Annotated in this window: 26 protein-coding genes; 7 read left to right on the top strand and 19 right to left on the bottom strand. The window is 69.2% G+C overall.

Annotated elements, in window-relative coordinates:
- Window positions 1-221: 221 nt before the first annotated feature.
- The 3 genes from OHS59_RS21235 to OHS59_RS21245 all read right to left on the bottom strand — a co-directional run bounded on the left by OHS59_RS21235 (window position 222) and on the right by OHS59_RS21245 (window position 2,151).
- On the bottom strand, window positions 222-1,112 hold the full coding sequence (locus tag OHS59_RS21235) for an RNA polymerase sigma-70 factor (protein WP_328495000.1): 891 nt from the start codon (window positions 1,110-1,112) through the stop codon (window positions 222-224).
- Window positions 1,109-1,711, bottom strand: coding sequence for a carboxymuconolactone decarboxylase family protein (locus OHS59_RS21240; RefSeq protein WP_328495001.1), 603 nt, complete (start codon window positions 1,709-1,711; stop codon window positions 1,109-1,111). Before OHS59_RS21240 ends, OHS59_RS21235 begins: the two co-directional genes overlap by 4 nt.
- Before the next feature lie 92 nt (window positions 1,712-1,803).
- Complete coding sequence (locus OHS59_RS21245) at window positions 1,804-2,151, bottom strand: hypothetical protein (RefSeq protein ID WP_328495002.1); 348 nt, start codon at window positions 2,149-2,151, stop codon at window positions 1,804-1,806.
- 467 nt (window positions 2,152-2,618) lie between these two features.
- On the opposite strand from OHS59_RS21245, the gene OHS59_RS21250 reads away from it, so the two are divergent.
- Window positions 2,619-3,482 carry a nitroreductase/quinone reductase family protein gene (locus OHS59_RS21250; RefSeq protein ID WP_328495003.1) on the top strand — a complete coding sequence of 288 codons (864 nt, stop codon included), beginning with the start codon at window positions 2,619-2,621 and terminating at the stop codon, window positions 3,480-3,482.
- 74 nt (window positions 3,483-3,556) lie between these two features.
- On the opposite strand, the gene OHS59_RS21255 is transcribed toward OHS59_RS21250, so the two are convergent.
- The 3 genes from OHS59_RS21255 to OHS59_RS21265 all read right to left on the bottom strand — a co-directional run bounded on the left by OHS59_RS21255 (window position 3,557) and on the right by OHS59_RS21265 (window position 7,581).
- Window positions 3,557-5,743 (bottom strand): HelD family protein, encoded by a 2,187-nt coding sequence (locus OHS59_RS21255; RefSeq protein WP_328495004.1) that lies wholly within the window; start codon window positions 5,741-5,743, stop codon window positions 3,557-3,559.
- A gap of 41 nt (window positions 5,744-5,784) precedes the next feature.
- The gene (locus OHS59_RS21260) at window positions 5,785-6,396 is read right to left on the bottom strand and encodes a TetR/AcrR family transcriptional regulator (protein ID WP_328499296.1); all 612 of its coding nucleotides are present in this window, start codon (window positions 6,394-6,396) and stop codon (window positions 5,785-5,787) included.
- Between the two features lie 126 nt (window positions 6,397-6,522).
- Window positions 6,523-7,581, bottom strand: coding sequence for an aminoglycoside phosphotransferase family protein (locus OHS59_RS21265; protein WP_328495005.1), 1,059 nt, complete (start codon window positions 7,579-7,581; stop codon window positions 6,523-6,525).
- A 325-nt stretch (window positions 7,582-7,906) separates the two neighbouring features.
- Between OHS59_RS21265 and OHS59_RS21270 the strand changes: the two genes are divergently transcribed.
- Entirely contained in the window at window positions 7,907-8,602 is a 696-nt protein-coding gene (locus OHS59_RS21270; protein ID WP_328495006.1) for an HAD family hydrolase, read from the top strand.
- Here OHS59_RS21270 and OHS59_RS21275 read toward each other — a convergent pair.
- Complete coding sequence (locus tag OHS59_RS21275) at window positions 8,537-9,451, bottom strand: winged helix-turn-helix domain-containing protein (RefSeq protein ID WP_328495007.1); 915 nt, start codon at window positions 9,449-9,451, stop codon at window positions 8,537-8,539. The two genes, OHS59_RS21270 and OHS59_RS21275, sit on opposite strands and share 66 nt — an antisense overlap.
- 169 nt (window positions 9,452-9,620) lie before the next feature.
- Between OHS59_RS21275 and OHS59_RS21280 the strand changes: the two genes are divergently transcribed.
- A complete protein-coding gene (locus tag OHS59_RS21280; RefSeq protein ID WP_328495008.1) occupies window positions 9,621-9,809 on the top strand; it encodes a hypothetical protein in 189 nt (62 codons plus the stop codon).
- Here the strand turns inward: OHS59_RS21280 and OHS59_RS21285 are convergent.
- Both OHS59_RS21285 and OHS59_RS21290 read right to left on the bottom strand, forming a co-directional pair.
- On the bottom strand, window positions 9,800-10,507 hold the full coding sequence (locus tag OHS59_RS21285) for an HAD family hydrolase (RefSeq protein WP_443061476.1): 708 nt from the start codon (window positions 10,505-10,507) through the stop codon (window positions 9,800-9,802). The two genes, OHS59_RS21280 and OHS59_RS21285, sit on opposite strands and share 10 nt — an antisense overlap.
- Window positions 10,508-10,536: 29 nt before the next feature.
- Entirely contained in the window at window positions 10,537-11,415 is an 879-nt protein-coding gene (locus tag OHS59_RS21290) for a GntR family transcriptional regulator (protein ID WP_328495010.1), read from the bottom strand.
- A gap of 265 nt (window positions 11,416-11,680) precedes the next feature.
- Between OHS59_RS21290 and OHS59_RS21295 the strand changes: the two genes are divergently transcribed.
- Window positions 11,681-11,869, top strand: a complete 189-nt coding sequence (locus OHS59_RS21295; protein WP_328495011.1) for a hypothetical protein — start codon at window positions 11,681-11,683, stop codon at window positions 11,867-11,869.
- Between the two features lie 57 nt (window positions 11,870-11,926).
- On the opposite strand, the gene OHS59_RS21300 is transcribed toward OHS59_RS21295, so the two are convergent.
- Entirely contained in the window at window positions 11,927-12,778 is an 852-nt protein-coding gene (locus OHS59_RS21300; RefSeq protein WP_328495012.1) for a winged helix-turn-helix domain-containing protein, read from the bottom strand.
- A gap of 265 nt (window positions 12,779-13,043) precedes the next feature.
- On the opposite strand from OHS59_RS21300, the gene OHS59_RS21305 reads away from it, so the two are divergent.
- Complete coding sequence (locus tag OHS59_RS21305) at window positions 13,044-13,229, top strand: hypothetical protein (protein ID WP_328495013.1); 186 nt, start codon at window positions 13,044-13,046, stop codon at window positions 13,227-13,229.
- A gap of 197 nt (window positions 13,230-13,426) precedes the next feature.
- Here the strand turns inward: OHS59_RS21305 and OHS59_RS21310 are convergent, their stop codons facing one another.
- Together OHS59_RS21310 and OHS59_RS21315 are read right to left on the bottom strand one after the other, a co-directional pair.
- Complete coding sequence (locus OHS59_RS21310) at window positions 13,427-14,683, bottom strand: GNAT family N-acetyltransferase (RefSeq protein WP_328495014.1); 1,257 nt, start codon at window positions 14,681-14,683, stop codon at window positions 13,427-13,429.
- A 72-nt stretch (window positions 14,684-14,755) separates the two neighbouring features.
- Window positions 14,756-15,394, bottom strand: coding sequence for an RsiG family protein (locus OHS59_RS21315; RefSeq protein ID WP_328495015.1), 639 nt, complete (start codon window positions 15,392-15,394; stop codon window positions 14,756-14,758).
- Between the two features lie 203 nt (window positions 15,395-15,597).
- Here OHS59_RS21315 and dtd point away from each other — a divergent pair, with 203 nt between their 5' ends.
- Window positions 15,598-16,023, top strand: a complete 426-nt coding sequence (dtd, locus tag OHS59_RS21320; protein WP_328495016.1) for a D-aminoacyl-tRNA deacylase — start codon at window positions 15,598-15,600, stop codon at window positions 16,021-16,023.
- 45 nt (window positions 16,024-16,068) lie between these two features.
- Here dtd and ygfZ read toward each other — a convergent pair whose 3' ends face one another.
- The 3 genes from ygfZ to OHS59_RS21335 all read right to left on the bottom strand — a co-directional run bounded on the left by ygfZ (window position 16,069) and on the right by OHS59_RS21335 (window position 18,224).
- Window positions 16,069-17,061 (bottom strand): CAF17-like 4Fe-4S cluster assembly/insertion protein YgfZ, encoded by a 993-nt coding sequence (ygfZ, locus tag OHS59_RS21325; protein WP_328495017.1) that lies wholly within the window; start codon window positions 17,059-17,061, stop codon window positions 16,069-16,071.
- An 83-nt stretch (window positions 17,062-17,144) separates the two neighbouring features.
- A complete protein-coding gene (locus OHS59_RS21330; RefSeq protein WP_328495018.1) occupies window positions 17,145-17,633 on the bottom strand; it encodes a Fur family transcriptional regulator in 489 nt (162 codons plus the stop codon).
- A gap of 15 nt (window positions 17,634-17,648) precedes the next feature.
- Window positions 17,649-18,224, bottom strand: a complete 576-nt coding sequence (locus OHS59_RS21335) for an FABP family protein (RefSeq protein WP_328495019.1) — start codon at window positions 18,222-18,224, stop codon at window positions 17,649-17,651.
- Window positions 18,225-18,662: 438 nt separating this feature from the next.
- Between OHS59_RS21335 and OHS59_RS21340 the strand changes: the two genes are divergently transcribed.
- Window positions 18,663-19,025, top strand: coding sequence for a DsrE family protein (locus tag OHS59_RS21340; protein ID WP_328495020.1), 363 nt, complete (start codon window positions 18,663-18,665; stop codon window positions 19,023-19,025).
- Window positions 19,026-19,086: 61 nt separating this feature from the next.
- Here OHS59_RS21340 and OHS59_RS21345 read toward each other — a convergent pair whose 3' ends face one another.
- The 4 genes from OHS59_RS21345 to OHS59_RS44590 all read right to left on the bottom strand — a co-directional run bounded on the left by OHS59_RS21345 (window position 19,087) and on the right by OHS59_RS44590 (window position 20,904).
- A complete protein-coding gene (locus tag OHS59_RS21345; RefSeq protein ID WP_328495021.1) occupies window positions 19,087-19,350 on the bottom strand; it encodes a DUF3099 domain-containing protein in 264 nt (87 codons plus the stop codon).
- A 144-nt stretch (window positions 19,351-19,494) separates the two neighbouring features.
- Entirely contained in the window at window positions 19,495-19,782 is a 288-nt protein-coding gene (locus tag OHS59_RS21350; protein ID WP_033324392.1) for a DUF1416 domain-containing protein, read from the bottom strand.
- A gap of 38 nt (window positions 19,783-19,820) precedes the next feature.
- Window positions 19,821-20,666 (bottom strand): sulfurtransferase, encoded by an 846-nt coding sequence (locus tag OHS59_RS21355; protein ID WP_328495022.1) that lies wholly within the window; start codon window positions 20,664-20,666, stop codon window positions 19,821-19,823.
- A 157-nt stretch (window positions 20,667-20,823) separates the two neighbouring features.
- Complete coding sequence (locus tag OHS59_RS44590) at window positions 20,824-20,904, bottom strand: Ms5788A family Cys-rich leader peptide (protein WP_356537092.1); 81 nt, start codon at window positions 20,902-20,904, stop codon at window positions 20,824-20,826.
- Window positions 20,905-21,077 lie beyond the last annotated feature (173 nt).

Below are 21,077 nucleotides of genomic sequence, written 5' to 3' on the forward strand. Positions count from 1 at the left end.
GCCCAGTTTTGACGCCCAGTCCTGACGCCCAGTTTTGACGCCCAGTTTTGACGCCCGGTCCTGGCCTCCGGCCCTGACCTGCGGTCCTGACGCGGGGCCCGGGTGTTTCGGCGGCGGTCGCGACCACCGCCGAAACACCCGCCACTCCCCCGTTCCCCCGTTCCTCCGCTCCTCCGCTCCTCCGCTCCCCCGACTCCCCACCGCATCGGCTCGCGGCGGGACTACCTGGCGAGTTCCGCCGGCTCGTCCAGCCGAGTCAGCTTGTGCGGGTTGCGCACCACGTAGATCCGGGTGACCCGCCCGTTCTCCACCACGAGGCTCACCGCGGCCGACTCGCCGTCGATCTCGATGCGCACCGCGGGTGCGCCGTTGAGCCACACGGCCGTCGTCTCGGACACGGCCGCCACCTGGCTCACCCGCGCGAGCAGCGTGGTCACCGGTTCGAGCCCGTGGACCGGAGCCAGCGCGGCGGGCACCAGCCCACCCCCGTCGGCGATCAGGACCACGTCCGGCGCCATGATCTCCATCAGTTCCCGCAACCGCCCGGTGCGCAGCGCCACCAGGAACCGCCCCACCACGGCCTGTTGCTCCGACGGACTCACCCGCACCCGAGGCCGCCGGGCGGCCACATGCTCGCGGGCCCGCCGTGCGACCTGCCGCACCGTGGCCGCCGACTTCCCGATGGCCTCGCCGATCTCGCCGTACGGCATCTCGAAGACCTCGCGGAGCACGAACACCGCCCGCTCCGTCGGCCCGAGCGTCTCCAGGACGGTCAGCATCGCGATCGACACGCTCTCCGCGAGTTCGACGTCCTCGGCGACATCGGGGCTGGTCAGCAAAGGTTCGGGCAGCCACTCGCCCACGTACTCCTCGCGGCTGCGCGACAACGCCCGTAACCGGTTGAGCCCTTGCCGTGTGACGACCCGGACGAGGTACGCCCTCGGGTCACGGATCCGCGACCGGTCGACGTCGGCCCACCGCAGCCAGGACTCCTGCAGTACGTCCTCGGCGTCGGCCGCCGATCCGAGCATCTCGTAGGCCACCGTGAACAGCAGGGCGCGGTGGACGACGAACGGATCGGCGTCGGCGTCGGCAGCGGCATAAGCGGTCATGCCGTCGGCGCCACGCCGGACTTCTCAGGACGCGTGTCGGGACGCGTGTCGGGACGCGCGGCCAGGGGGATCCCGCACGCGTCGGAGAAGCCCTGTGAACTGATCCCGTGCGCCGAGTTGTTCCTGGTCGCCAGGTTGGCGAAGGCGATGGACGCGGTGAGTTCGACCATCGCCGCCGGGCCGAGCCGGTCGAGCAGGCTCGCGTACTGCTCGTCGGTGACGGTGAGCGGCGTGTTCGTCATGGCCTCGGCGTACTCCAGCACGTCCCGCTCCAGCCGGGTGAACACCTCCGACTCCCGCCAGCGCGGCACCTGGCTCGCCTTGGTCAGGTCCAGGTCCTTGTGCAGCGCCTGGAAGTAGTTGATGTCGAGGCACCAACCGCACCCGACCTGCGCCGCGACCGCCATGTGCGCGAACGTCTTGAGACCCTCGTCGGCCATGTCCCACCCGTTCACCTTGCCGCCCATCTCCGAGGAGTCCCGGGCGACCTCGGGGTTGTGCGCCGTCACCTCGAACGGTTCGGGGACCGCGCCGAACTGCTTGATCAGGTCTTCCCTCACCTCGGTGGGAAGTTCGGCCTTCGTGATGCGCAGTGCCATGGTGTCCAGTCCTCCTCGGACGTCTGCCGTTCCGGTTCGGCATGAAGACACCGGCGGGCCGCGGGATGTGACATCGCCCCGGCTCCGGTCCGCTACCAGATGATGATCCCGCCCCCGATGTCCGACGCCCGCCGGGCCGCGTCCTCGATGTTGTGCAGATGGCGGCTCACCTCGTCGGCGTGCTCGGCGATCCGCGCCAGGTGCGTACGGACCAGATCGCATTCGGCGAGGAAGGCGGCCACCTCGTCCGGCGCCACGGTGAGGTCCTCGGTGGCGAGCCGCGGAAGGAACCGCGCCCCCAGCGAACGGACCGGCTCCGATCCCCACACCTCGGTGCGCCAACGTTCCCGGCCCGCCGCGTCGGAGCATCCGGGCGGAACGTCCAGCACCTCGATGCCACCCTCCGCACGGGGCACATACACATCGACCGACAGACTCATGGCAGGGAGTCGACCACGGACGGGTGTCGGCGGTCCACCCTCGGCCAAGGCCCGAAAACAAATCATTGCCTGAATGCGCGAATTCCCTTAATGTTTTCGTCGTGACTGCCGGGTCGGCCATTGGCCAACAAACAGTAGGGTTCCCGGCCTCCGAGTGAGGCCCGGGCGGGCCAGAGGGCCGCCCTTTTTCCAGTGCGCGCGCCGAGTAGCCGCGTACCGTTCGCGCGCTCGCGACGGTCCGCCGCGCCGCGTCTGCGCCTCGCCATCAGCGTCCTCGCCACACCCGCGCTCCCTTTGCCGCGCCCACCCCATCGCGGGCTCCACCGCGGGTTCCACCACGGGTCCCACCGCAGGCTGAATCGAATTCGCCGCGCGGCGATTCCCCATGCCCTTTTCATTCCCCTTTCCGAAACGCACCTTTCCGAAACGCACCGAGAAGACCGATGAACCCGAGAAGAAAGAAGAGAATGCCCAACGACTTCAACCAGCAGATCATCGAAGAATTCCGGGCCAACGCCGGGGAGGTCGGCGGCCCCTTCGAGGGCGCCCGGCTGATCCTCCTGACCACCACGGGAGCCCGTTCCGGGGAGCGGCACACCACCCCGGTCGGCTACTACGCCGACGGGGACGGCGACGTGCTGGTCATCGCCTCGGCCGCCGGCGCTCCGAAGCATCCGGACTGGTTCCACAACCTGGTCGCGCATCCGCAGGTCACCGTGGAGAGCGGGGTGTTCACGTACGAGGCCGAGGCCGAGGTCCTGGAAGGCACCGCACGGGACGACGCGTTCGCCCGCGCGGTCGAGGCGGACTCCGGGTGGGCCGACTACCAGGCCAGGACCAGCCGTGTGATCCCGGTGGTCGTCCTCCACCAGATCGCGAGCGACGGTCCGCCGAACGTCAACGCCTCCTCGATGGGCCAGTACATGCAGGTGATCCACGACGCCTTCCGCCGCGAACTGGCCCTGATCCGCAAGGAGATCGGCGACGCGGATGCCACCCTCGGCGCCCAGCTCCGTATCAACTGCCTGACGTTCTGCCAGGGCCTGCACAACCACCACACCGGCGAGGACATCGCCATGTTCCCGTTCCTGGCCGACAGCCACCCGGAGCTCGGCCCGGTCCTCGACCGTCTGCGCGAGGAACACGAGCGGATCGCCGAGCTGACCGCGGAGCTGAAGCAGGTCATCGGCGCGGACCGGACGGACCCCGCGGACTCCCGGCACGTAAGCGAGGAGGTCGAGCGTCTCACCCTCGCGCTGGAGGCCCATCTGACGTACGAGGAGGCACAGTTGATCCCCGTACTGGACGCGCCGGCCGGGTCGGTCCACTAGGCCACGTCACCACCGGTGGACCCGGTGAGGCATGGACCGGCCCGCGGGGAAAGGGGGGACCCGCGGGCCGGTCCTCACTCGAACGGCAACGGCCGCGCGTGCACGACATCCAGCCTGGACACGGCCCGGGTCAGCACGACATACAGCCGATGCAACCCCCGCCCCGCCCCTGCCTCCGTCCCTGCTTCCGCCCCCGGCCCGTGCCCCTCCGCGATAGCGGCCGGCTCCACGGCGACGACGTGGTCGTACTCAAGGCCCTTCGCGACGCCCGCCCCCAACACCGTGACCCGGGCTCCGAGCCGGTCCACGTCGGCGGCCTCGATCCCGGCGGCGCCGAGCGCCTCCCGCACCCGTACGACGTCCGGGTCGGCCGCGATGACCCCGACCGACCCCTCGTACGCGAGCGCGCGGCGGACGCACTCGGCCGTCTCCTGAAGGAGGCCGGAGGGGCCCGTGGGGCGGATCCGCAACTCGCCGTCCTTCCGCAGGGAACGCCCCGGAGGCACCCCGACATCCAGCCGGGCCAGCACCCGGTTCGCCAGCTCGACCACCGCCTCGGGCACCCGGAACCCGGTGGTCAACGGCACCACCGACGCCTCGGGCTTCCCCAGGTGCGCGAGCAGCTCGCCCCACTCCCGCGCGGCCCACGGCGTGGTCCCCTGCGCGAGATCCCCGAGGACGGTGACCGACCCGAAGGCGGCACGCCTGCCGATCGCCCGGCACTCCATCGGCGACAGGTCCTGGGCCTCGTCGATGACCAAGTGGCTGTATCCGTCGGGGTGTTCGACCAGGCCGGCGACCTCGTCGAGCAGGACCAGATCGGCCGAGGACCAGCGGGCCGACTTCCACGAGCGGGGTGGCCGGGCCCACAGGACCGCCTTCTGCTCGTCCGGGTCCAGCACCCCGTCCGCCGCCGCGGCCAGCGCCGCCGGATCGGTGAGCAGCTCCGCGACGACCTCCTCCGGCCGCGCCTTGGGCCACACCGAATCGACGTACGCGCTGATGGGCCGTGCCCGCGAGACCTTCTGCAGCCAGGCGTTCGTCTGGGGCCCGGCCCGCCGTTCGGCCTGGTCCTGCACATACCGCACGACCCGGGTCCGTACCCGTTCGCGCCCGACGGCGTACGGCGGCTCCTCGGCCCGGACGCCCGCGACGATCCGTGCGAGCGTGCCGGCGGACACCCGCCAGCGGTACGAACCGTCGGGCACGGCGAGAGCGTCGGGGCTGTCGGCCGCGGCCGGGTTCACCCGGGCGTACAGGGCGCGCCGCAGCACCTCCGCCATGCGGGCGTCGTGCTTGACGACGGCGGTGCTCTCGTCGTCCTCCCCGCCGACCGGATGCCGGCCGATCTCGTCCCCGACGGTCGACTGCCGCACCCCGGTCTCGCCGAGCGCGGGCAGCACCTCCGAGATGTAGGAGAGGAAGGTGGGGTTCGGCCCGAGGATCAGCAGTCCGCCACGCCGGATGCGCTGCGGATGGGTGTAGAGCAGGTACGCGGCCCGGTGCAGCCCGACGGCCGTCTTTCCGGTGCCGGGAGCGCCCTGCACGCACACGGACACGGCGAGATCGGCCCGTACGAGGTCGTCCTGGTCCGGTTGGATGGTCGCCGCGATGTCACGCATCGGGCCGACCCGGGGCCGTTCGATCTCGCTCGCGAGAATGCGGCTCCCGGCCCGGAGGGTCTCCGGGCGAGGAGTCTGCGCCAGCGTCCCAGGGGTCCGCGGGCGTACGTCCGTGAGGTGTTCGTCCTCCAGTCCCGTGAGGTCGGCCGACTCCCCCAGGCTCCCCGGCGCCCAGCCGAACCGCCGCCGCACACCCACACCCTGTGGATGACGGGTGCTCGCCTGGTAGAAGGCGCGGGAGACGGGGGCCCGCCAGTCGACGACGAGGGGCGGGGCCGCGGGCTGCTCGCTGATCCGCCGCCGCCCGATGTGGTAGCTCTGCCCGGCGTGGTCGCCCGCGGTCCGGCTGTCCGTCCCGAAGTCCAACCGCCCGAAGAACAGGGGCCCTTCGGGCAGTTCGCGCATCTCCTTGGCCCGGCTCCGCAGCGCGTAGCCGAGCACTTCGGCGTCGGCGCCGGACGCGGACACGTCCTCTGCGGTGACGACGTGTTCCTGGGCCCCGTCGACCATGGAGGTGAGGGCGGCCCGGCAGATGTCGTGGTAGTCGCGTTCGCGTCGGAGGGAGGCGGCGAGGGAGCGATCGGGGGTGGGGGTCAGGGCTGGGACGGGGGCGGCGTGGGCAGGGTCGACAGACGTCATTCGGGCAAGGATACCGGAATAACGTAACCGAGTTACTTTTCTTACTCTGTCGCGTAAGCCCGGAGTCCCGCTCCCAGCCGCGCGAAGGCGGCCTCCGCCGCGGTGACGGCGTCCCGCCGCACCCGCTCGGCGTCCTCGCCCCGCGCCATCCGCCGCCAGTTGTCCATCGCCAGGATCCGCTGCACGGCGACCACCTGTCCGGCGGCGAGCCGTGCCTCCAGAGTCCCGCCGAGCGCGGCGGCGAGCGCGGCCTCGGAACGCTCCAGGTACTCGTACAGCCGGGCCACGAGAGACGGAGTCCCGTACAGCAGCCGGTGGAAGGCGAGAACCTGGGGATGGTCGTTGACCCCGGTCACGGGGTCGCTCCGCTCGATCCCGGCGAGGAAATGCAGACGCAGGGCGTCGATCGGGGACTGTCCGGGCGCCCGATCGCCGACCACCCGCGCGGCCTCGGCCTGGTGATCGGCGAACCGGTGCAGGACGAGGTCCTCCTTGGAGGAGAAGTACCGGAAGAGGGTCGGTTTGGAGATCTCGGCCGCGGCGGCGACCTCCGCGACGGAGACCCGCTCGAACCCCTTCTCCAGGAAGAGCGCGATGGCGATGTCGGAGACCTCCTGGTACATCCGCAGCTTCTTGCGCTCACGCAGTCCCATGGCGCCCGCGGCACCCACCGTGCTTCTCACACCGGACGCACCGCTCGCATCAGCCGCGCCCCACGCACCCGTCTCGCCCATGCCCCGAGCCTACGCATCTTCCGGACTCCCGCCCTCCCCTTGGGGTCAACCGGTTTGGAGACACGGCCCCTCCGCACGCTGCCGGTACCACCGGAGGAGGGAGACCGAGATCTCGGGCAGGCTCGGCACCTTCTCCAGCCCCAGCGGTTCCGCGGCGGCTGCCAGCACCTTCTGTATCTTGCCGCCCGCCCGGCCGAGGACACCGGTGTCCACGTCCGGCCCCGTGCCGAGCGAGAGAGACATACGGATGACGTCGGTGAAAACCGACTGGGCGCGTTTGTAGGCGAGCAGTTTCGGCAGGTCCTCTTCCCAGCCGGCCGAACTGCCGGGCGTGACGCCCTCGACCGTCTGGTGCCACCTCTCCTTCATACGGTTCTCCTGACCTCTCGGATACCGCATCAGGTAGAGGTGCGTCGCCAGTTCGTACAAGGGATCACCGACCATCGCCAACTCCCAGTCGATGGTCCAGAGCCGGCCTCCGGGATCGACGATGAAGTTCTCACGATGGAGGTCGGCGTGCAGCAGGCAGAAAGGGCGTTCGGTCAGCCCGGACACATGTTTTCTGAGGCGCTTGAAGGAGTCGCCGTCCACACCGAACGAGCCGAACAGTTCCTCGAAAGCGGGCAGGTTCTCCTGGTAGACACGTTCTTCGGTGAAACAGACGAGCCGCTCCAGGAAGTCCGAGGTGTCGCCCTCCCTCGCGCGGTCCCGGAGGTCGCAGCTCCTGTCCACCGCGAGCGCCTCGGATCTGACGCCGGCCAACTGCCGGAACACCCCGACGATCTGCTCCAGGACGGAGTCGGGAACAGCGCTGCCCGACCCGCACCGTGACCCCAGCGTCTCCCCCTCGATGAACCGCTGCAGACCGACCGGTCCGGCCTGGACGATCTCGGGGATGCCGTCGACGGTCCCCCGAAGGGCCCGCAGCAACTGCTCCTCGGAGGCGAAACAACGACGGTCGAACCAGAGCAGATTACTTCTCGGCTCACGGCACTTCACGCGGACCGGCGAATCCGCCTCCGCTCCGCCGGGCAGCGGAAAGACGTACGTTTCGTGGTGGTAGCCCTGAAGTGGCCCCTCGACCACGTCCGCGTCGCCACTCACCTCAACGGCTCGCCGCCGAGCCAGGGAAGCCGATTCGGGTGACATAGTTCGTTCTCTCGCATGTGCCGCACCGATGGTGAAAGAGGGGAGAGATTACTCTCCCGCGGTTGAGTATCACTCCAGGGGTCAGGTTGTCGACCGCATCCCTGCCCTGCCTGCGTATACGGAAGTCCGTTCGCGCAGAGGCGGGTGCCCACCCCGCCACGACAGTGCGGGGGTACGGAACACGGTGCTTCACACTGTCCCGGTGACGATCAGGTGGCCCTCGCACGGCAGACCCAGTGACAGACGGACCCTGCGACAGCTCCTGCGAGGTGCAGACGCGGTGTTCTTCGATTTCGACGGCCCTGTGTGCGACCTGTTCGGCGGGACACCGACCGCGCACATCGCCGAGGAGATCAAGGTCATGGCGCGGCTCGAATGGGGCGCTCTCGACCGTGCGGTCGAGGACTGCCACGACTCGCACGGGATCCTCCTGCGCCTCCGGGACGTACTCGACGGAGCGCCGGAACATCACGGCCGTGAGCCCCTGGCCCAGGCCGACGCCATCGTCACTCGGTACGAATACGCTGCCGTGGGTTCCGCCGTTCAGTGTTCGGACGTCGGACCCCTGCTGGATGCACTGCGCGATCTCGGCAAACGTCTGGCAATCGTGAGCAACAACGCCGAGGGCCCTGTCCTGCGGTACCTGGAGCGCACGAATCTGACGTCGAAGTTCGAAGTGGTCTGCGGCCGTGATCCGTACGAGCCGCGCCACATGAAGCCCCATCCCGACCCGGTGCGTCGCGCTCTGGCAGCCGTCGGCGTCCCGGCTACCGGCAGGGCCCTGCTGGTGGGAGACCAGCTGAGCGACCTCGCAGCGGCCAGAGCGGCCGGCGTCCGTTTCCTGGGACACACACAGGACGAGAGACTGCGACGGCGGATGAAGCAGACCGATGCGGACGGTGTGGTCGCGTCACACGCCTCGGTCCTGGCCGCGGCCAGGACCCTGGTGGGCGACGTCGGACGACACACTCCATAGAGAATCGAAATAGGTCTGCATGCTGTCCACGAAGAAGGAGCCCGGGGAGTTCGGATCCTCGTCGCTCACGTAGTGCATGAGGTTGGCGCCGACACCTTCGACATCCATGGCCGGCAGAACCTCGCCGTCCGCGAGCATGATCGGGCGATCGACCACCTGGTACAGCCCGAACAGCGCCTCCGAGCCGTTCAGCAGATAGAACTTGAAGTTCGGGACCACCGTTGTGTATCGGATCTGCAGATCGACCTCTGCCACGATCCCGTGGACGCGCAGCAGCTCAAGGATGTTGCGCAGCGAGGTGGTGGATCCGAGCACGATGGCCCGTACGTGCTTCGCCGGACGCGGGTCCGCCGGATCGTCCTTGGCCCGGGGAAAGGGCAGCTGCGCGTCCCCGGACGGCACCAGAACACGCATGGTGATGCGCTGCGGGGTGCGCCGGAGTTCGCGGCGCATCCTCTCGTTCTGCAGGCGGACATGGGTGACGAGGGATTCACCGGTCAGTGTGAAGACGTCCAGGCCGACCTCCGGCCGACTGAATGCCTCGGTCATGATCGGGCCGAGCGTCCTGGGACGAGGCGTCGTGTCCTGCGGGACCGCCGGTTGAATCCGCTGGGTCTTGACCACTCGTGATCCGCTGCCCTGCCGGGACTCGATGCGCCCCTCGGCAACGAGTGCCTTCACCACCCGCTGGACGGTGTCGCGGGAGACCCCGAACTCCTCGGCCAGCGCCCGCTGCGGCGGGAGGGCACTGTCCAGAGGGTAGATCTCGGTGATGATGCGGTTGCGCAGCTCCTCAAGGACGCGCGCGAACTCCTTGCCGCCTCCGTCACCACTCCGCTCTTCGCTCACACGCCGACCGTACCTCTCCCACCCATGGGCGGGCCGGTTTTAAGTCAACTCCACCGGCCAATCAGCCCGCCGGTTAAGGGATCTCCCGACAAGGGGAGACCAATTCAATACAACCAGTCCAATTGGACGGCTTGTTGATGGATTCGCTGAAGTGGATGGGGTGGGGAACATGCTCTTCTGCTTGCTGCTGGGTATCGGCGTCAAGTTCGCGATCACGCAACTGGTCCAGACACGGCTCGGTTTCGCGGGTCTGGTCCTGCTGGCCCTGCTGCTGGTGGGGGTACGGGCGGGGTACCCCCGATTGGCCTGGTGGTCGGCAGGCCTCTTCTTCCTGCTGACGCTCCAGCTTCAGGCCTGACCCCGCAGGACCTGCAGCACCGGTTCCAGCGAGCCCACGACATGCTCGGCTCCGGCATCCCGCAGCAGTTTCTCCTTCTGGCTGTTACGCGCGTAGCCGAGGAACTGGACACCGGCACTTCTCGCGGCCTGGTGGTCCGAGGGTGCGTCACCGATCATGAGGGTGGACCGCGGGGCGGCACCGAGGGCGTTCATGGCCCGGTTGAGGCAGTGCGGGTGCGGCTTGAGCTGGTCCAAGTCGTGGGTGCGGCCGTAGATGTTGGGCACGAAGCAGTCGGCCAGGCCGCGGCTCTCCAGGTAAGTGGCCGCCGTACGGGGCGAGTTGTTGGTCGCCACGGCCAGTCGCACGCCGACCGCGCTCCAGGTCCGGATCAGCGGGTCCGCGAATTCGGTGGGCCACGCGGAGGGCGCCGCCTTGAGTTCCTGCTGGGTGAGGCGGTCCTCCAGTTCGACCACGAGATCGCTGTGCGGATGACGGCGGTTGACCGCGTACAGGACCGCCATCGGGTCGGGGTGGACGCGCTCCTCCTCGGTGAGGAGTTCGCGGAGGCCCTGCTGTTCGAGCCATCTCACCAGGTCCTTCGCCACGTCCTCCGCCGAGTGCCCCGCGAAGAGCCGACAGATCGGCCCGTCGAAGTCGAACAGGACGGAACGGGCTTGCCCGACCACCGCGTAAAGGTTCTCTGTCTCTGCTGTCACCGGACCAGTCTGCTGCGTATCAGTAGTCACTAGGAGAGTGTCAGGTCCGTCGTGATGGTTTCCCAGAGCCCGTCGAACCACTTCTGGGACTCCTCCACGAACGCCGCGTCGCGCTGGCCCGACCGGGTCAGGAAGGAGAAGAGCAGGGACTCGGAGCCGAGGGCGTCGTACATCTCCAGGGTCTGGCTCTCGTACGGCTCCTCCCGGCGGGTGAGGACGTAGTAACCGATCAGCGCCTCCTGCCCGTTGAGCAGGTAGAGCTTCACGGGCGGGGTGAACGGCAGCGCGCGGAACGTGACGCGCACGTCGATGCCGTGCGAGGAGCGCAGGGAGCGCAGGTTGTGCCGCAGGACGTGCCCCTGGGCGTTGCGCATGTCCAGCCAGCGCTGGTGGACCGGGTCGTCGTCGGCGTCGCTGTCGACGGAGACGGGGAAGGCGAGGGTGATCTCCCGCGACGGCACCAGGATGCGGACGTCGATCGACTCGGGGCGCAGGCTGCCCTCGTGGATCCGGCGGACCGGGTCGCCGATGGCCAGCATCAGCGTCTCCGCCGTGTGACAGACGACGTCTATGCGCACGTGCTGCGCGGTGAACGCCTCGACCAGCCGCGGCGCCAGCGCCACCATCGTCGGCTGGGGTTCGTCCCGGGTGTGCGTGACCTCGGCGATCCGGGGCGGGCTGCCCTTGCTGACGTTGCTGAGCAGGCCGTCGTCCTGGAGGGCGCGCAAGGCCTGACGGACCGTGCCGCGCTCCACGCCGAACTCGTCGGCGAGCTCCGCCTGGGTGGGCAGGCGGTCGCCGGCGCGCAGGGCGCCCGCGCGGATGCGGTCCCGCAGGATGTCCGCGATCTCCTGCGGCGAGAGCTTTCTGCTGCCGTTCACTGCCACGTTCTCCTGGGTCACGACCAAACGCTACAACTTTGCCCCATCTAAGGGGAGTTGTTTGAAACTTGTTTTGAGATAGGTACCAACTGGGGATAAGTTAAGCATAGTTGGTTGCCAACTTGGTGAAGATGGCGGAAGTTCTCCTTCCTCTCGCAAGCAGTTGGCAAGTGGGAAGGCTCCGCGCCTCCTCGGCACCGGAGCACGGCTCGCGCACCACGGTTCTCCACCGCACCACAGCACCATCGCACTCCTCCCGCCCGCCCCCGCAAGACCCGAAGGAGGATCCACCATGCCCGCCATCGCCCTACTCTCCGCCCTCCTCGTCGTCGGATTCGAGCAGTTCGTGGAATGGCAGTACGGCCCCTGCGGCGCCGTCGGACTGCTGCTGCTCACCGTGGGCCTCAAGGTGAAAAGTCCCACCTGCAGCTCGATCGGAGCGGTCGTCCTCGCGCTGATGCTCGCGGGGCCGGCCCTGTGAGCTGCGGAAACAGCCCGCCCGCACGACGAGAACCACGCACCGGACCTGTGGGAGATCTCAGCCCGTGAGCACCAGCTCGGAGCTGATGGTCTCCCACAGTGCGTTGAACCACAGATGCGACTGCTCCACGAACGTCGTGGCCCGCAGTCCCTCCCCCTGCTCGAAGGCGAACAGCATCGACTGGGTCCCCTCGGCGTCGTACGTCTCCAGGTACTCACTGTCGAACTCCGCGTCCCGCCGCGACAGCGTGTAGTACGCGAAGAGCGCCTCCGCCTCGTTGAGCAGGTACAACTTCACCGGCGGGGTGAACGGCAGGGCCCTGAAGGTGATGTGCACGTCGATGCCGTGCGTCGCCCGTAACGCCAGCAGGTTGTGCTTCAGGACCTGGCCCTGGGCGTTGCGCTGGGCCAGCCACCGGCGCCGCACCCGCTCCCCGTCCTCCGTCGCGTCCACCGCCGCCGGAAAGGCGAGATCGATGTCGCGGGACGGCAGGAGCACGCGGACGTCGATCCTGGCCGGTTTCAATCGGCCCTCGTGGATGAGGCGCAGTGGTTCGCCCATCGCGAGCGTCAGGGAGACGGCCGTCAGGCACAGGGCGTCGATCTCCACGTGGGGCGCCGAGAAGGCGGCCGTGATCCGTGAGGACAGTGCCACCATGGTGGTCCGCGGAGGAGCCGCCGGCCCGGTCAGAGCCTTGTCCACGTCCTCTGCGACGGTCGCCGGACTCCCCTTGGAGATGTTGGACAGCAGGTTCTCCGACTGCAGTATGCGCAGCGCCTGCCGTACGGTCCCGCGCTCGACCCCGAACTCGTCGGCCAGCCTGGCCTGGGTGGGCATGCGTTCTCCCGCCCGCAGCTCACCCGACAGAATCCGGCTGCGCAGCTCGGCGGCCACCTCTCGGTGTGACATCTGTGGCCGCTGTGACCTGTTCCGCCCGTTGACGGCGACGTGTTCCGGGTCCACGGCCAAACCCTACAACTTCGCGCCATCTTTGGGCAGTTACAGAGAAGGTGGTTATGAGACGCATCCAAACGGAGATAACTTCATTGAAGTTGGTCACCAACTTGAGCAACATGGTCAGGCTTCCGGGGGGTTGGCTGCCAGAGTCGCACCAGGCGACCAGGCGGATCGGTCCCAGCGGGGGTCCGCCTCCCCGTCCCGAAGGAGGGACCGCATGCCGCTCATCGCCATCGTCGTAGCCGCCCTCGCCATCGGCCTGGAGCAGTTGCTCCAGAACAAGTACGGGGTGATGGGCGTCGTCGCCTTCGTCGCCCTCGCCATCGGCATCAAGGCCAAGAACTCAATGATCGGCGGCATCGGGGCAGTGATCCTCGTGCTGCTGCTCGCCCAGTCCGGCTGATCGGGCCTCACCCGCCCGACAGTCCGGCCGACCGGGTTCCCTTCCGGAGGGGAGCCGGGAGCCCGGTCGGCCCGCACCACCGCGGACAGGCACACCGCCCGCGGCAGCACGGAAAACAACTGAATCGCTACGGATGAACGGAACGAAGCAGCCAAGGAACGGAGCGGACGGAACGAACGGCGGAACAGGGAAGGGAATCAGAAGATGTCCGGGCACCACGGTCGCCTGGACGTACGCAGCAGGGCGTCGGCCACCAGGGCGGCGCCCGCTCGTTCTTCCCGGACCCGGCCCAGCGCCGCGAGCCGGACCGCGGACTCGCCCCCGAGCCACAGCGCTCCCAACTCGCCCACTTCCAAGGTGAGTTCGGCGCTCCCGGTGGTCCGGGTACAGCTCGCGCCCTCGGGGGAGGCATCCAGCCGGTACCGGCCCCCGGCCGACCCCTTCTCGTCGACCACCTCCAGGACGAGGGCGCCCGTCGCCCCGTACGTACGCGCTTCCAGCGCCGCCACGACGTCCAGGATCCGTACCCACAGCCAGTCCGCCTGTGAGGTGATCGCCGCCGCGCGCGGGTCCGGCAGCAGATGCGGCAGCAGATCGTCCGGAGCCCGCAGGCCCGTCTTCACGCCCGTGACCCAGTCGATCGAGCAGACGTACCGCCACAGCGCCCGTTCGGCGGCCGGCGAGACGGCGATCATGTCCGTGACCTTCGCGGTCTGCAGCGGCTGCTTCGCGTCCCCCCAGCGGTCGTCCACGGTGTACGTGAGCAGGCCTTCGGCCTCCCCCCGCGCACCGCGGTACACGGCGTGGAACGGCTCGGTCCACGTGACCCCGTGCCGTACCAGCGCACCGGTGGCGAGCTGCCACCAACGCTCGCTCCGGTCGATCGCGCCCGGCTGCGCCCGCCTGAACCGCTCGTACAGCTCCGGCCCGGTCTTGCGTACGTCGTCGCCGTCCACCAGATCGATACGGCCCCCGTCGTCGGGGCCGGCCAACCGGGGGTCGAGCCCCGACCGCGGGACGTCGATCGTCCACTCGGCGGCCGTCGTCGCCGGCCCGAACCCGTACCGGCCGTAGATCGGGTACTCCGCGGCGATCAGCGTCGCCACGACGTCACCGCGCTCCTTCGCGGCGGCCAGGTCCTGGGCCATCATCCGCGTCAGGACGCCCCGCCGACGGTGGGTCGAGGTCACGGTGACGCTCGTGATCGCGTCGGCCCGCACGGCCGCCCCGCCCACCGCCGTGATCTCCTGCGCGAACGACCGGAAGGTCCCCACGCACCGCTCGCCGTCGAAGGCCCCCAGCGTCCGCTCGGGCACGATGTAGGTGGCGCGGTCCGCGAGCTCGGCCTCCGACACGCTCGGCGGGCGCAGGAACCCGGTGTTCACCGCGCGGACCCAATCCGGGATCTCGTCGTCACGGATGGGCCGTACGTCGATGTCCTGGCGTGATCTCATGCGCCCACGCTAGGCATACGGTCCGAAGGCTGTCCTGCGGATTTCCGCGCCTCGCGCCCGGCGCCCGGCCGATCACATGAGCAGGTCGTCGACCTGGGCCTCGCCCTCGCGGTATCTGCGGGCGATCTCCGCGCTGCAGTCGTCGGCCGTCCGCTGCAACTGCTGCCGCCGCCGCGAGACCTGCTGCTCGTACCGCACGAGCCGCCCCATCGCGGTGCTCAGCTCCAGGTCCGTACGCGCCTCCAGGTCGGACAGCTCGACCTCGGAGAGCATCTCGGCGGCCAGCAGCCGGTACTCCTCGCTGTACGGCGTCCCCACGGTCACGTGCCGCGCCGACGAGCGGTGTCTGGCGGGTCCGTCCGTCAGGATCTCCGACAGCCGTGCGACGACCGACCCCTCCCCGGCGACCAGCGGCCCGTGGCCGTCGTCCCGGCCCTCCCGGGAGCCCGTACGCCGTCCCACCTCGGCCCGCAGGATGTCGATCCGCCCCTGCAACAGCCGCCGTACATAACTCAGATCGGCCTCGTCCCGCTGCGCGTCCCTGCGCAGGCCGCGCAGTTCGGGCAGGAGCAGGACGCCCAGCTCGGGCGTGGGCTCCGGCATCGGACTGTCCGTTCGCTGGGTGGGCGGACGCGGCGCCGACGATGACGGCGGCTCCCCCCGGATCAGCGAGACGAACCCGGGTGACTGCCCCGTACTCGGTGTGCTCATGTGCCTCAACCGTCCCCTCGACCGGCGCGTGTGAGCATCGTGCCACCCCAAGTGGCCGCTATGTGACCGAGTGCCCCCGATCGGCCCCAGATGGACTGTTAAGGATCAATAAGAAACACCCCGTACGGAGGTCGCACGGCGGCCGTCCCGAGGCCGTACGGGGGTGTGCCGCGGTCGGCGGGGCGCACGGCATGATGGTCCGCATGCGTGCGGTGGTGCAGAGAGTGGACGGCGCGAGCGTCGTCGTGGACGGTGAGACGGTCGGGGAGATCAGCGGCGAGGGACTGTGCGTCCTCGTCGGGGTGACCCACGAGGACACGAAGGAGAAAGCGGCCCAACTGGCCCGCAAACTGTGGTCCGTACGGATGCTGACCGACGAGAGGTCGTGCTCCGACATCGACGCGCCGCTCCTCGTCGTCAGCCAGTTCACCCTCTACGGGGACGCCCGCAAGGGCCGGCGCCCCACCTGGAACGCGGCGGCCCCCGGCGAGGTGGCCGAGCCCCTCGTGGAGGAGGTCGTGGCCCAACTCCGTTCGCTGGGCGCGACGGTGGCCACGGGCAGGTTCGGCGCGAAGATGCGCGTCTCCCTGACGAACGACGGCCCGTTCACGGTACTGATCGACATGTGAGCCCCGGGCCCGAGGGCTCGTACCAGGCCGGTCGGGCCCCGGAGCCTACGGCTCGACCACGACCTCCTGGGCGGCGGCCGTCGAGTCGGCCGTCAGCCGGGCGTCCAGGGGCACGTTCCTCTTGACGAGCGCCAGGGCGATCGGGCCCAGCTCGTGATGGCGTACGGACGTCGTGATGAAGCCGATCTTGCGTCCCTCGGCCCCCTCGTCCGCGAGGCGCAGCTCCGTGCCGTGCGGCGGCAGGTGGACCTCGCTGCCGTCCAGGTGCAGGAAGACGAGCCTGCGCGGCGGCTTGCCGAGGTTCTGGACGCGGGCGACGGTCTCCTGGCCGCGGTAGCAGCCCTTCTGCAGATGCACCGCGCTGCCGATCCAGCCCAGCTCGTGCGGGATGGTGCGGTGGTCGGTCTCGAAGCCGAGCCGCGGCCGGTGCTGCTCGACGCGCAGGGCCTCGTAGGCGAGGAGCCCGACGGCCGGGCCGTGCTTGACGGCGTCCGCGCCCCCGTCCTCGTCCCCGGCGAAGGACTCCAGATCCGCCCGCGGGAGGAAGACGTCCCGCCCGTACGGCGTCTCGCGTACGACGACACCGTCGGGGACCTGGGCGATGGAACCGGCCGGCAGGTGCACGACCGCGAAATCGCCGGTCCGGTCGGCGACCTCGACCCGGTTGAAGAACTTCATCGAGTCCAGGTACGCGATCAGCGCGTCCTGGGTGCCGGGCTCCACGTGCGCCCAGGTGGTCGTCCCGTCGTCGACGAGATACAGGGCGTGCTCGACATGGCCGTGCGCGGAGAGGATCAGCGCCTCGGTGGCCTGGCCGACCGGGAGCTCGCTGACGTGCTGGGTGAGCAGCAGGTGCAGCCAGCTGAGCCGGTCCGGACCGGTGACGGCGACCACCCCGCGGTGCGAGAGATCGACGAAACCGGTGCCGTCGGCGAGGGCACGCTGCTCGCGGAACAGGTCGCCGTAATGGGCGGCTACGCCTTCGTCCACTCCCTCGGCGGGAACGGCACCGGGCAGGGACAGCAGAGGGCTCTTCATATCCACACAGCCTACGACCGAGCGGTCGCCGATTTTATTTCCCGGTCCCGGCCGTATCCCCTGATACGGGGCGGATACGGGGCTTATTTCTCAGTGGTGCCGGGCTTCGCCGCGCAGTCCTCGCAGCGGCCGAAGATCGCGAAGTGCTTCATGTCGGTGACGAAGCCGAAGTCCTCGCGCAGCTTGGCCGTGAAGTCGGCGGCGACCTCGATGTCCGCCTCGATGACGTTCGTGCAGTCGCGGCAGACCAGATGGATGTGATGGTGGCGGTCCGCGAGGTGGTACGTGGGCGCACCGTGCCCCAGATGCGCGTGGGAGACCAGCCCGAGCTCCTCCAGAAGCTCCAGGGTCCGGTACACCGTGGAGATGTTGACGCCCGACGCCGTCTTCCGCACTTCCACGAGAAGGTCGTCGGGGGTCGCGTGCTCCAGGGCGTCGACCGCTTCGAGAACGAGCTGCCGCTGAGGCGTCAGCCGGTAGCCGCGCTGCCGCAGATCGCTCTTCCAGTCGGTACCGGCGTCAGGGCCGGTGCCTGTGTCCGTGCCTTCGGTGCTGCTTCCAGTGCTGACCACACCGAAAGTCTAGAACTACTTGAAGAAAGCGATCCCGTCGTCCGGCATGTCGTCCGGGAGTGCCTTCGCCCAGCGCTCCACGTCCTGCGGGCTGACGACCTTCTTGAGCTGCGCCGACATGTACGGGCGGAGCGAGACCTCGGGGGTCTGCTTCTCGCCGACCCACATGAGGTCGCCCTTCACATAGCCGTACAGGCGCTTGCCGCCGCTGTACGGGCCCGAGGCGGCCGTCCGTGCCACCGCGTCCGTGACGATGTCGACCTGGGGCTTCTTGGCGGCCAGCTCGCCGTACCAGACCTCCACCACACCGTCGTCGCGGACCATCACGACCTCGACCTTGCGGTCCTCGTCGATGCGCCAGAAGCCGGACTCCGACTCCAGCGGCCGCACCTTGTTGCCCTCGGCGTCGAGGACCCAGGTGTGCGAGTGGTACTCCAGGAAGTCCCGGCCGTCGTGGGTGAAGCTGACTTCCTGGCCGAAGTTGCACTTCTCTGCGCCGGGGAAGTCGTGAACACCCGCGCCGGTCCACTCGCCGAGCAGGAAGACGAGGGGGACGAGGTCCTTGTGCAGGTCGGACGGGATCTCGATCATGAGGTCGGCAGTTCCTTGGTGGGGGTCAGCGCTGGCCCTGGTACAGCTTCTTCACGGCGAGCCCGGTGAAGGCGAGAACGCCGACGCAGACCAGGATCAGCAGAGCTTCGAAGAAGTACTCAAGCACGGGGTGCTCCTCGGGTGACGCGGTGGTGGGCAGTACAGAGCCGGTCCCCACTCTAGACGGGCGGGGACCGGCTCTCTCTCCGAGGGCCGCCGGACGGCCGCCGGTCAGCCCGGAAGCCGGCTCTGCGGGACCACGGTCTGCTGGAACGGGACCGTCCTCGCGGGTCCGGCGCAGGGGCGCGCGCAGCACACGGCGGTCCTTCTTCACCTGTGCCCGCGGTGGCGCTGATCATCACGTCGCCCTTGTAGGCGGCTGCGGCCGGCCCCACGGCCGACGCTCCGGGTTGCAAGGGGGTTGATTACGATTCGGGGATGGCGAAGAAGCTAGTGATCAAGGTGACGGCAGGGGCCGACGCCCCCGAACGCTGTTCGCAGGCCTTCACGGTGGCGGCGGTCGCCGTGGCCAGCGGGGTGGACGTCTCGCTCTGGCTGACCGGGGAGTCGGCGTGGTTCGCGCTGCCCGGCCGCGCCGCCGAGTTCGAACTCCCGCACGCGGCCCCGCTGCCCGACCTGCTCGACTCGATCCTGGCCGGCGGCGGTCTCACCCTCTGCACACAGTGCGCGGCCCGCCGCGACATCTCGGAGAAGGACGTCATCGACGGCGTACGGATCGCGGGGGCGCAGGTCTTCGTCCAGGAGGCCATGGCGGACGGCACCCAGGCGCTCGTCTACTGAGGACCCCGGATCCGGTACCGAGAACCCCGGGCTCGGTACCGCGAACCCCCGCCCCGGACGGTCACTGGCGTCGCCGCTTCTTGCCGTCCAGCTCGTCCCACCACTCGTCGGACTTGTGGTCGCCCGAGGGGTCGTCCCACCAGCGGTCGTCGGGGCCCCGCCGGTTGGCCGTCATCGCCGCGAGCGGCGGGATCACCATCGCCACGACGCACATGCCGACGGCCACGGGGACCGACCAGAGCCGTACGACTCCCCAGGCCAGGACGAACAGCCCGACACACGTCCCCATCATGGCGAAGTAGACGTGCCGCCTTCGCGCGTACATATGTCCAGCCTAGACCGGTTCCGGGCAAGCCGAAGGGCCACACCCCGTACCGGAAAGCGTCCAACCCCCGGGGGTGCGGCCCTTCGGCCGTTCATACGGTGCGAACCGTCGGACGGTTCAGACGGTTCAGGTGAGGCGGGCGGTTCAGACGGCGATGGCCACTTCGGCCAGGCCGCCGGTCTGCGCGACGACCGTACGGTCGGCCGTGCCGCCCGGGACGAGGGCGCGAACGGTCCAGGTGCCCTCGGCCGCGTAGAAGCGGAACTGTCCGGTCGCCGAGGTCGGGACCTCCGCGGTGAACTCGCCCGTCGAGTCCAGGAGGCGGACGTAGCCCACCACCGGCTCGCCGTCCTTGGTCACCTGACCCTGGATGGTGGTCTCACCGGGCTTGATCGTCGAGGCATCGGGGCCGCCGGCCTTCGCTCCACACATGTTTCGTTTCCGTCCTTGAGTCCTTGGGGCCTTGAGGGTTACTTGTTGGCGCCGAGCTCGATCGGCACGCCGACGAGGGAGCCGTACTCGGTCCACGAGCCGTCGTAGTTCTTGACGTTCTCGACGCCGAGCAGCTCGTGCAGCACGAACCAGGTGAGCGCGGAACGCTCACCGATGCGGCACAGGGCGATGGTGTCCTTCGACAGGTCGACCTGCTCGTCCTCGTAGAGTGCCTTGAGCTCGTCGTCGGACTTGAAGGTGCCGTCGTCGTTGGCGTTCTTCGACCACGGGATGTTGCGCGAGGACGGCACGTGGCCGGGGCGCTGCGACTGCTCCTGCGGCAGGTGCGCGGGGGCGAGCAGCTTGCCGGAGAACTCGTCGGGCGAGCGGACGTCGACGATGTTCTGCTGTCCGATCGCGGCGACGACGTCGTCACGGAAGGCACGGATCGCCTTGTTCTGCGGCTTGGCCTTGTACTCGGTCGTGGCGCGCTCGGGCACCTGCGCACCGTCGACCAGGTCGCGGGAGTCGAGCTCCCACTTCTTGCGGCCGCCGTCGAGGAGCTTCACGTTCTCGTGGCCGTAGAGCTTGAAGTACCAGTAGGCGTAGGACGCGAACCAGTTGTTGTTGCCGCCGTAGAGGACGACCAGGGTGTCGTTCGCGATGCCCTTGCCGGAGAGGAGCTTCTCGAAGCCCTCCTGGTCGATGAAGTCACGGCGGACCGGGTCCTGGAGGTCCTTGGTCCAGTCGATCCGGATGGCGTTCCTGATGTGGTTCTTCTCGTACGCGGACGTGTCCTCGTCGACCTCGACGACGGCCACGTTCGGGTCGTCCAGGTGCTCCTGGACCCAGTCGGCGTCTACCAGGACGTCACTGCGGCTCATGCTCGTTCTCCTCCGGGGCAGTTACGGCGGGGCTGTGCGTCAGTGAGGGGTGCGGGTACGCGCTCGGCGGCCATGACCGCTCGGCGTACGCGGCGCGGGGGCGGCCCCGACAAGAGAGGTCGAAGGGCCCGGCTCGCGGAAGGACAGATGCTTCCGCTCAGAAAGTGCGACAGAGCATGGCGGCGACGCGGCACAGGTCTACTGCCCGCCGCTTCGTGAGGTCCGCCTGTTGCGTCATGCCGTCGATCGTAGGGACGGAAAGCCGGACATGTCACCGGCGTGTCGCATGCTGAGACGCGATCGTCCGCAATGTGGGATGCGAGGGAGCGCGCCCTGCCTCCGCACGCCCCCCGGGCGCGTGTAGCCCTTGTCACATCGCCCGCACATCTACTGGGCGGACGGGTCCGTCTC

The organism is Streptomyces sp. NBC_00414, assembly GCF_036038375.1.
Classification (GTDB): Bacteria; Actinomycetota; Actinomycetes; order Streptomycetales; family Streptomycetaceae; genus Streptomyces.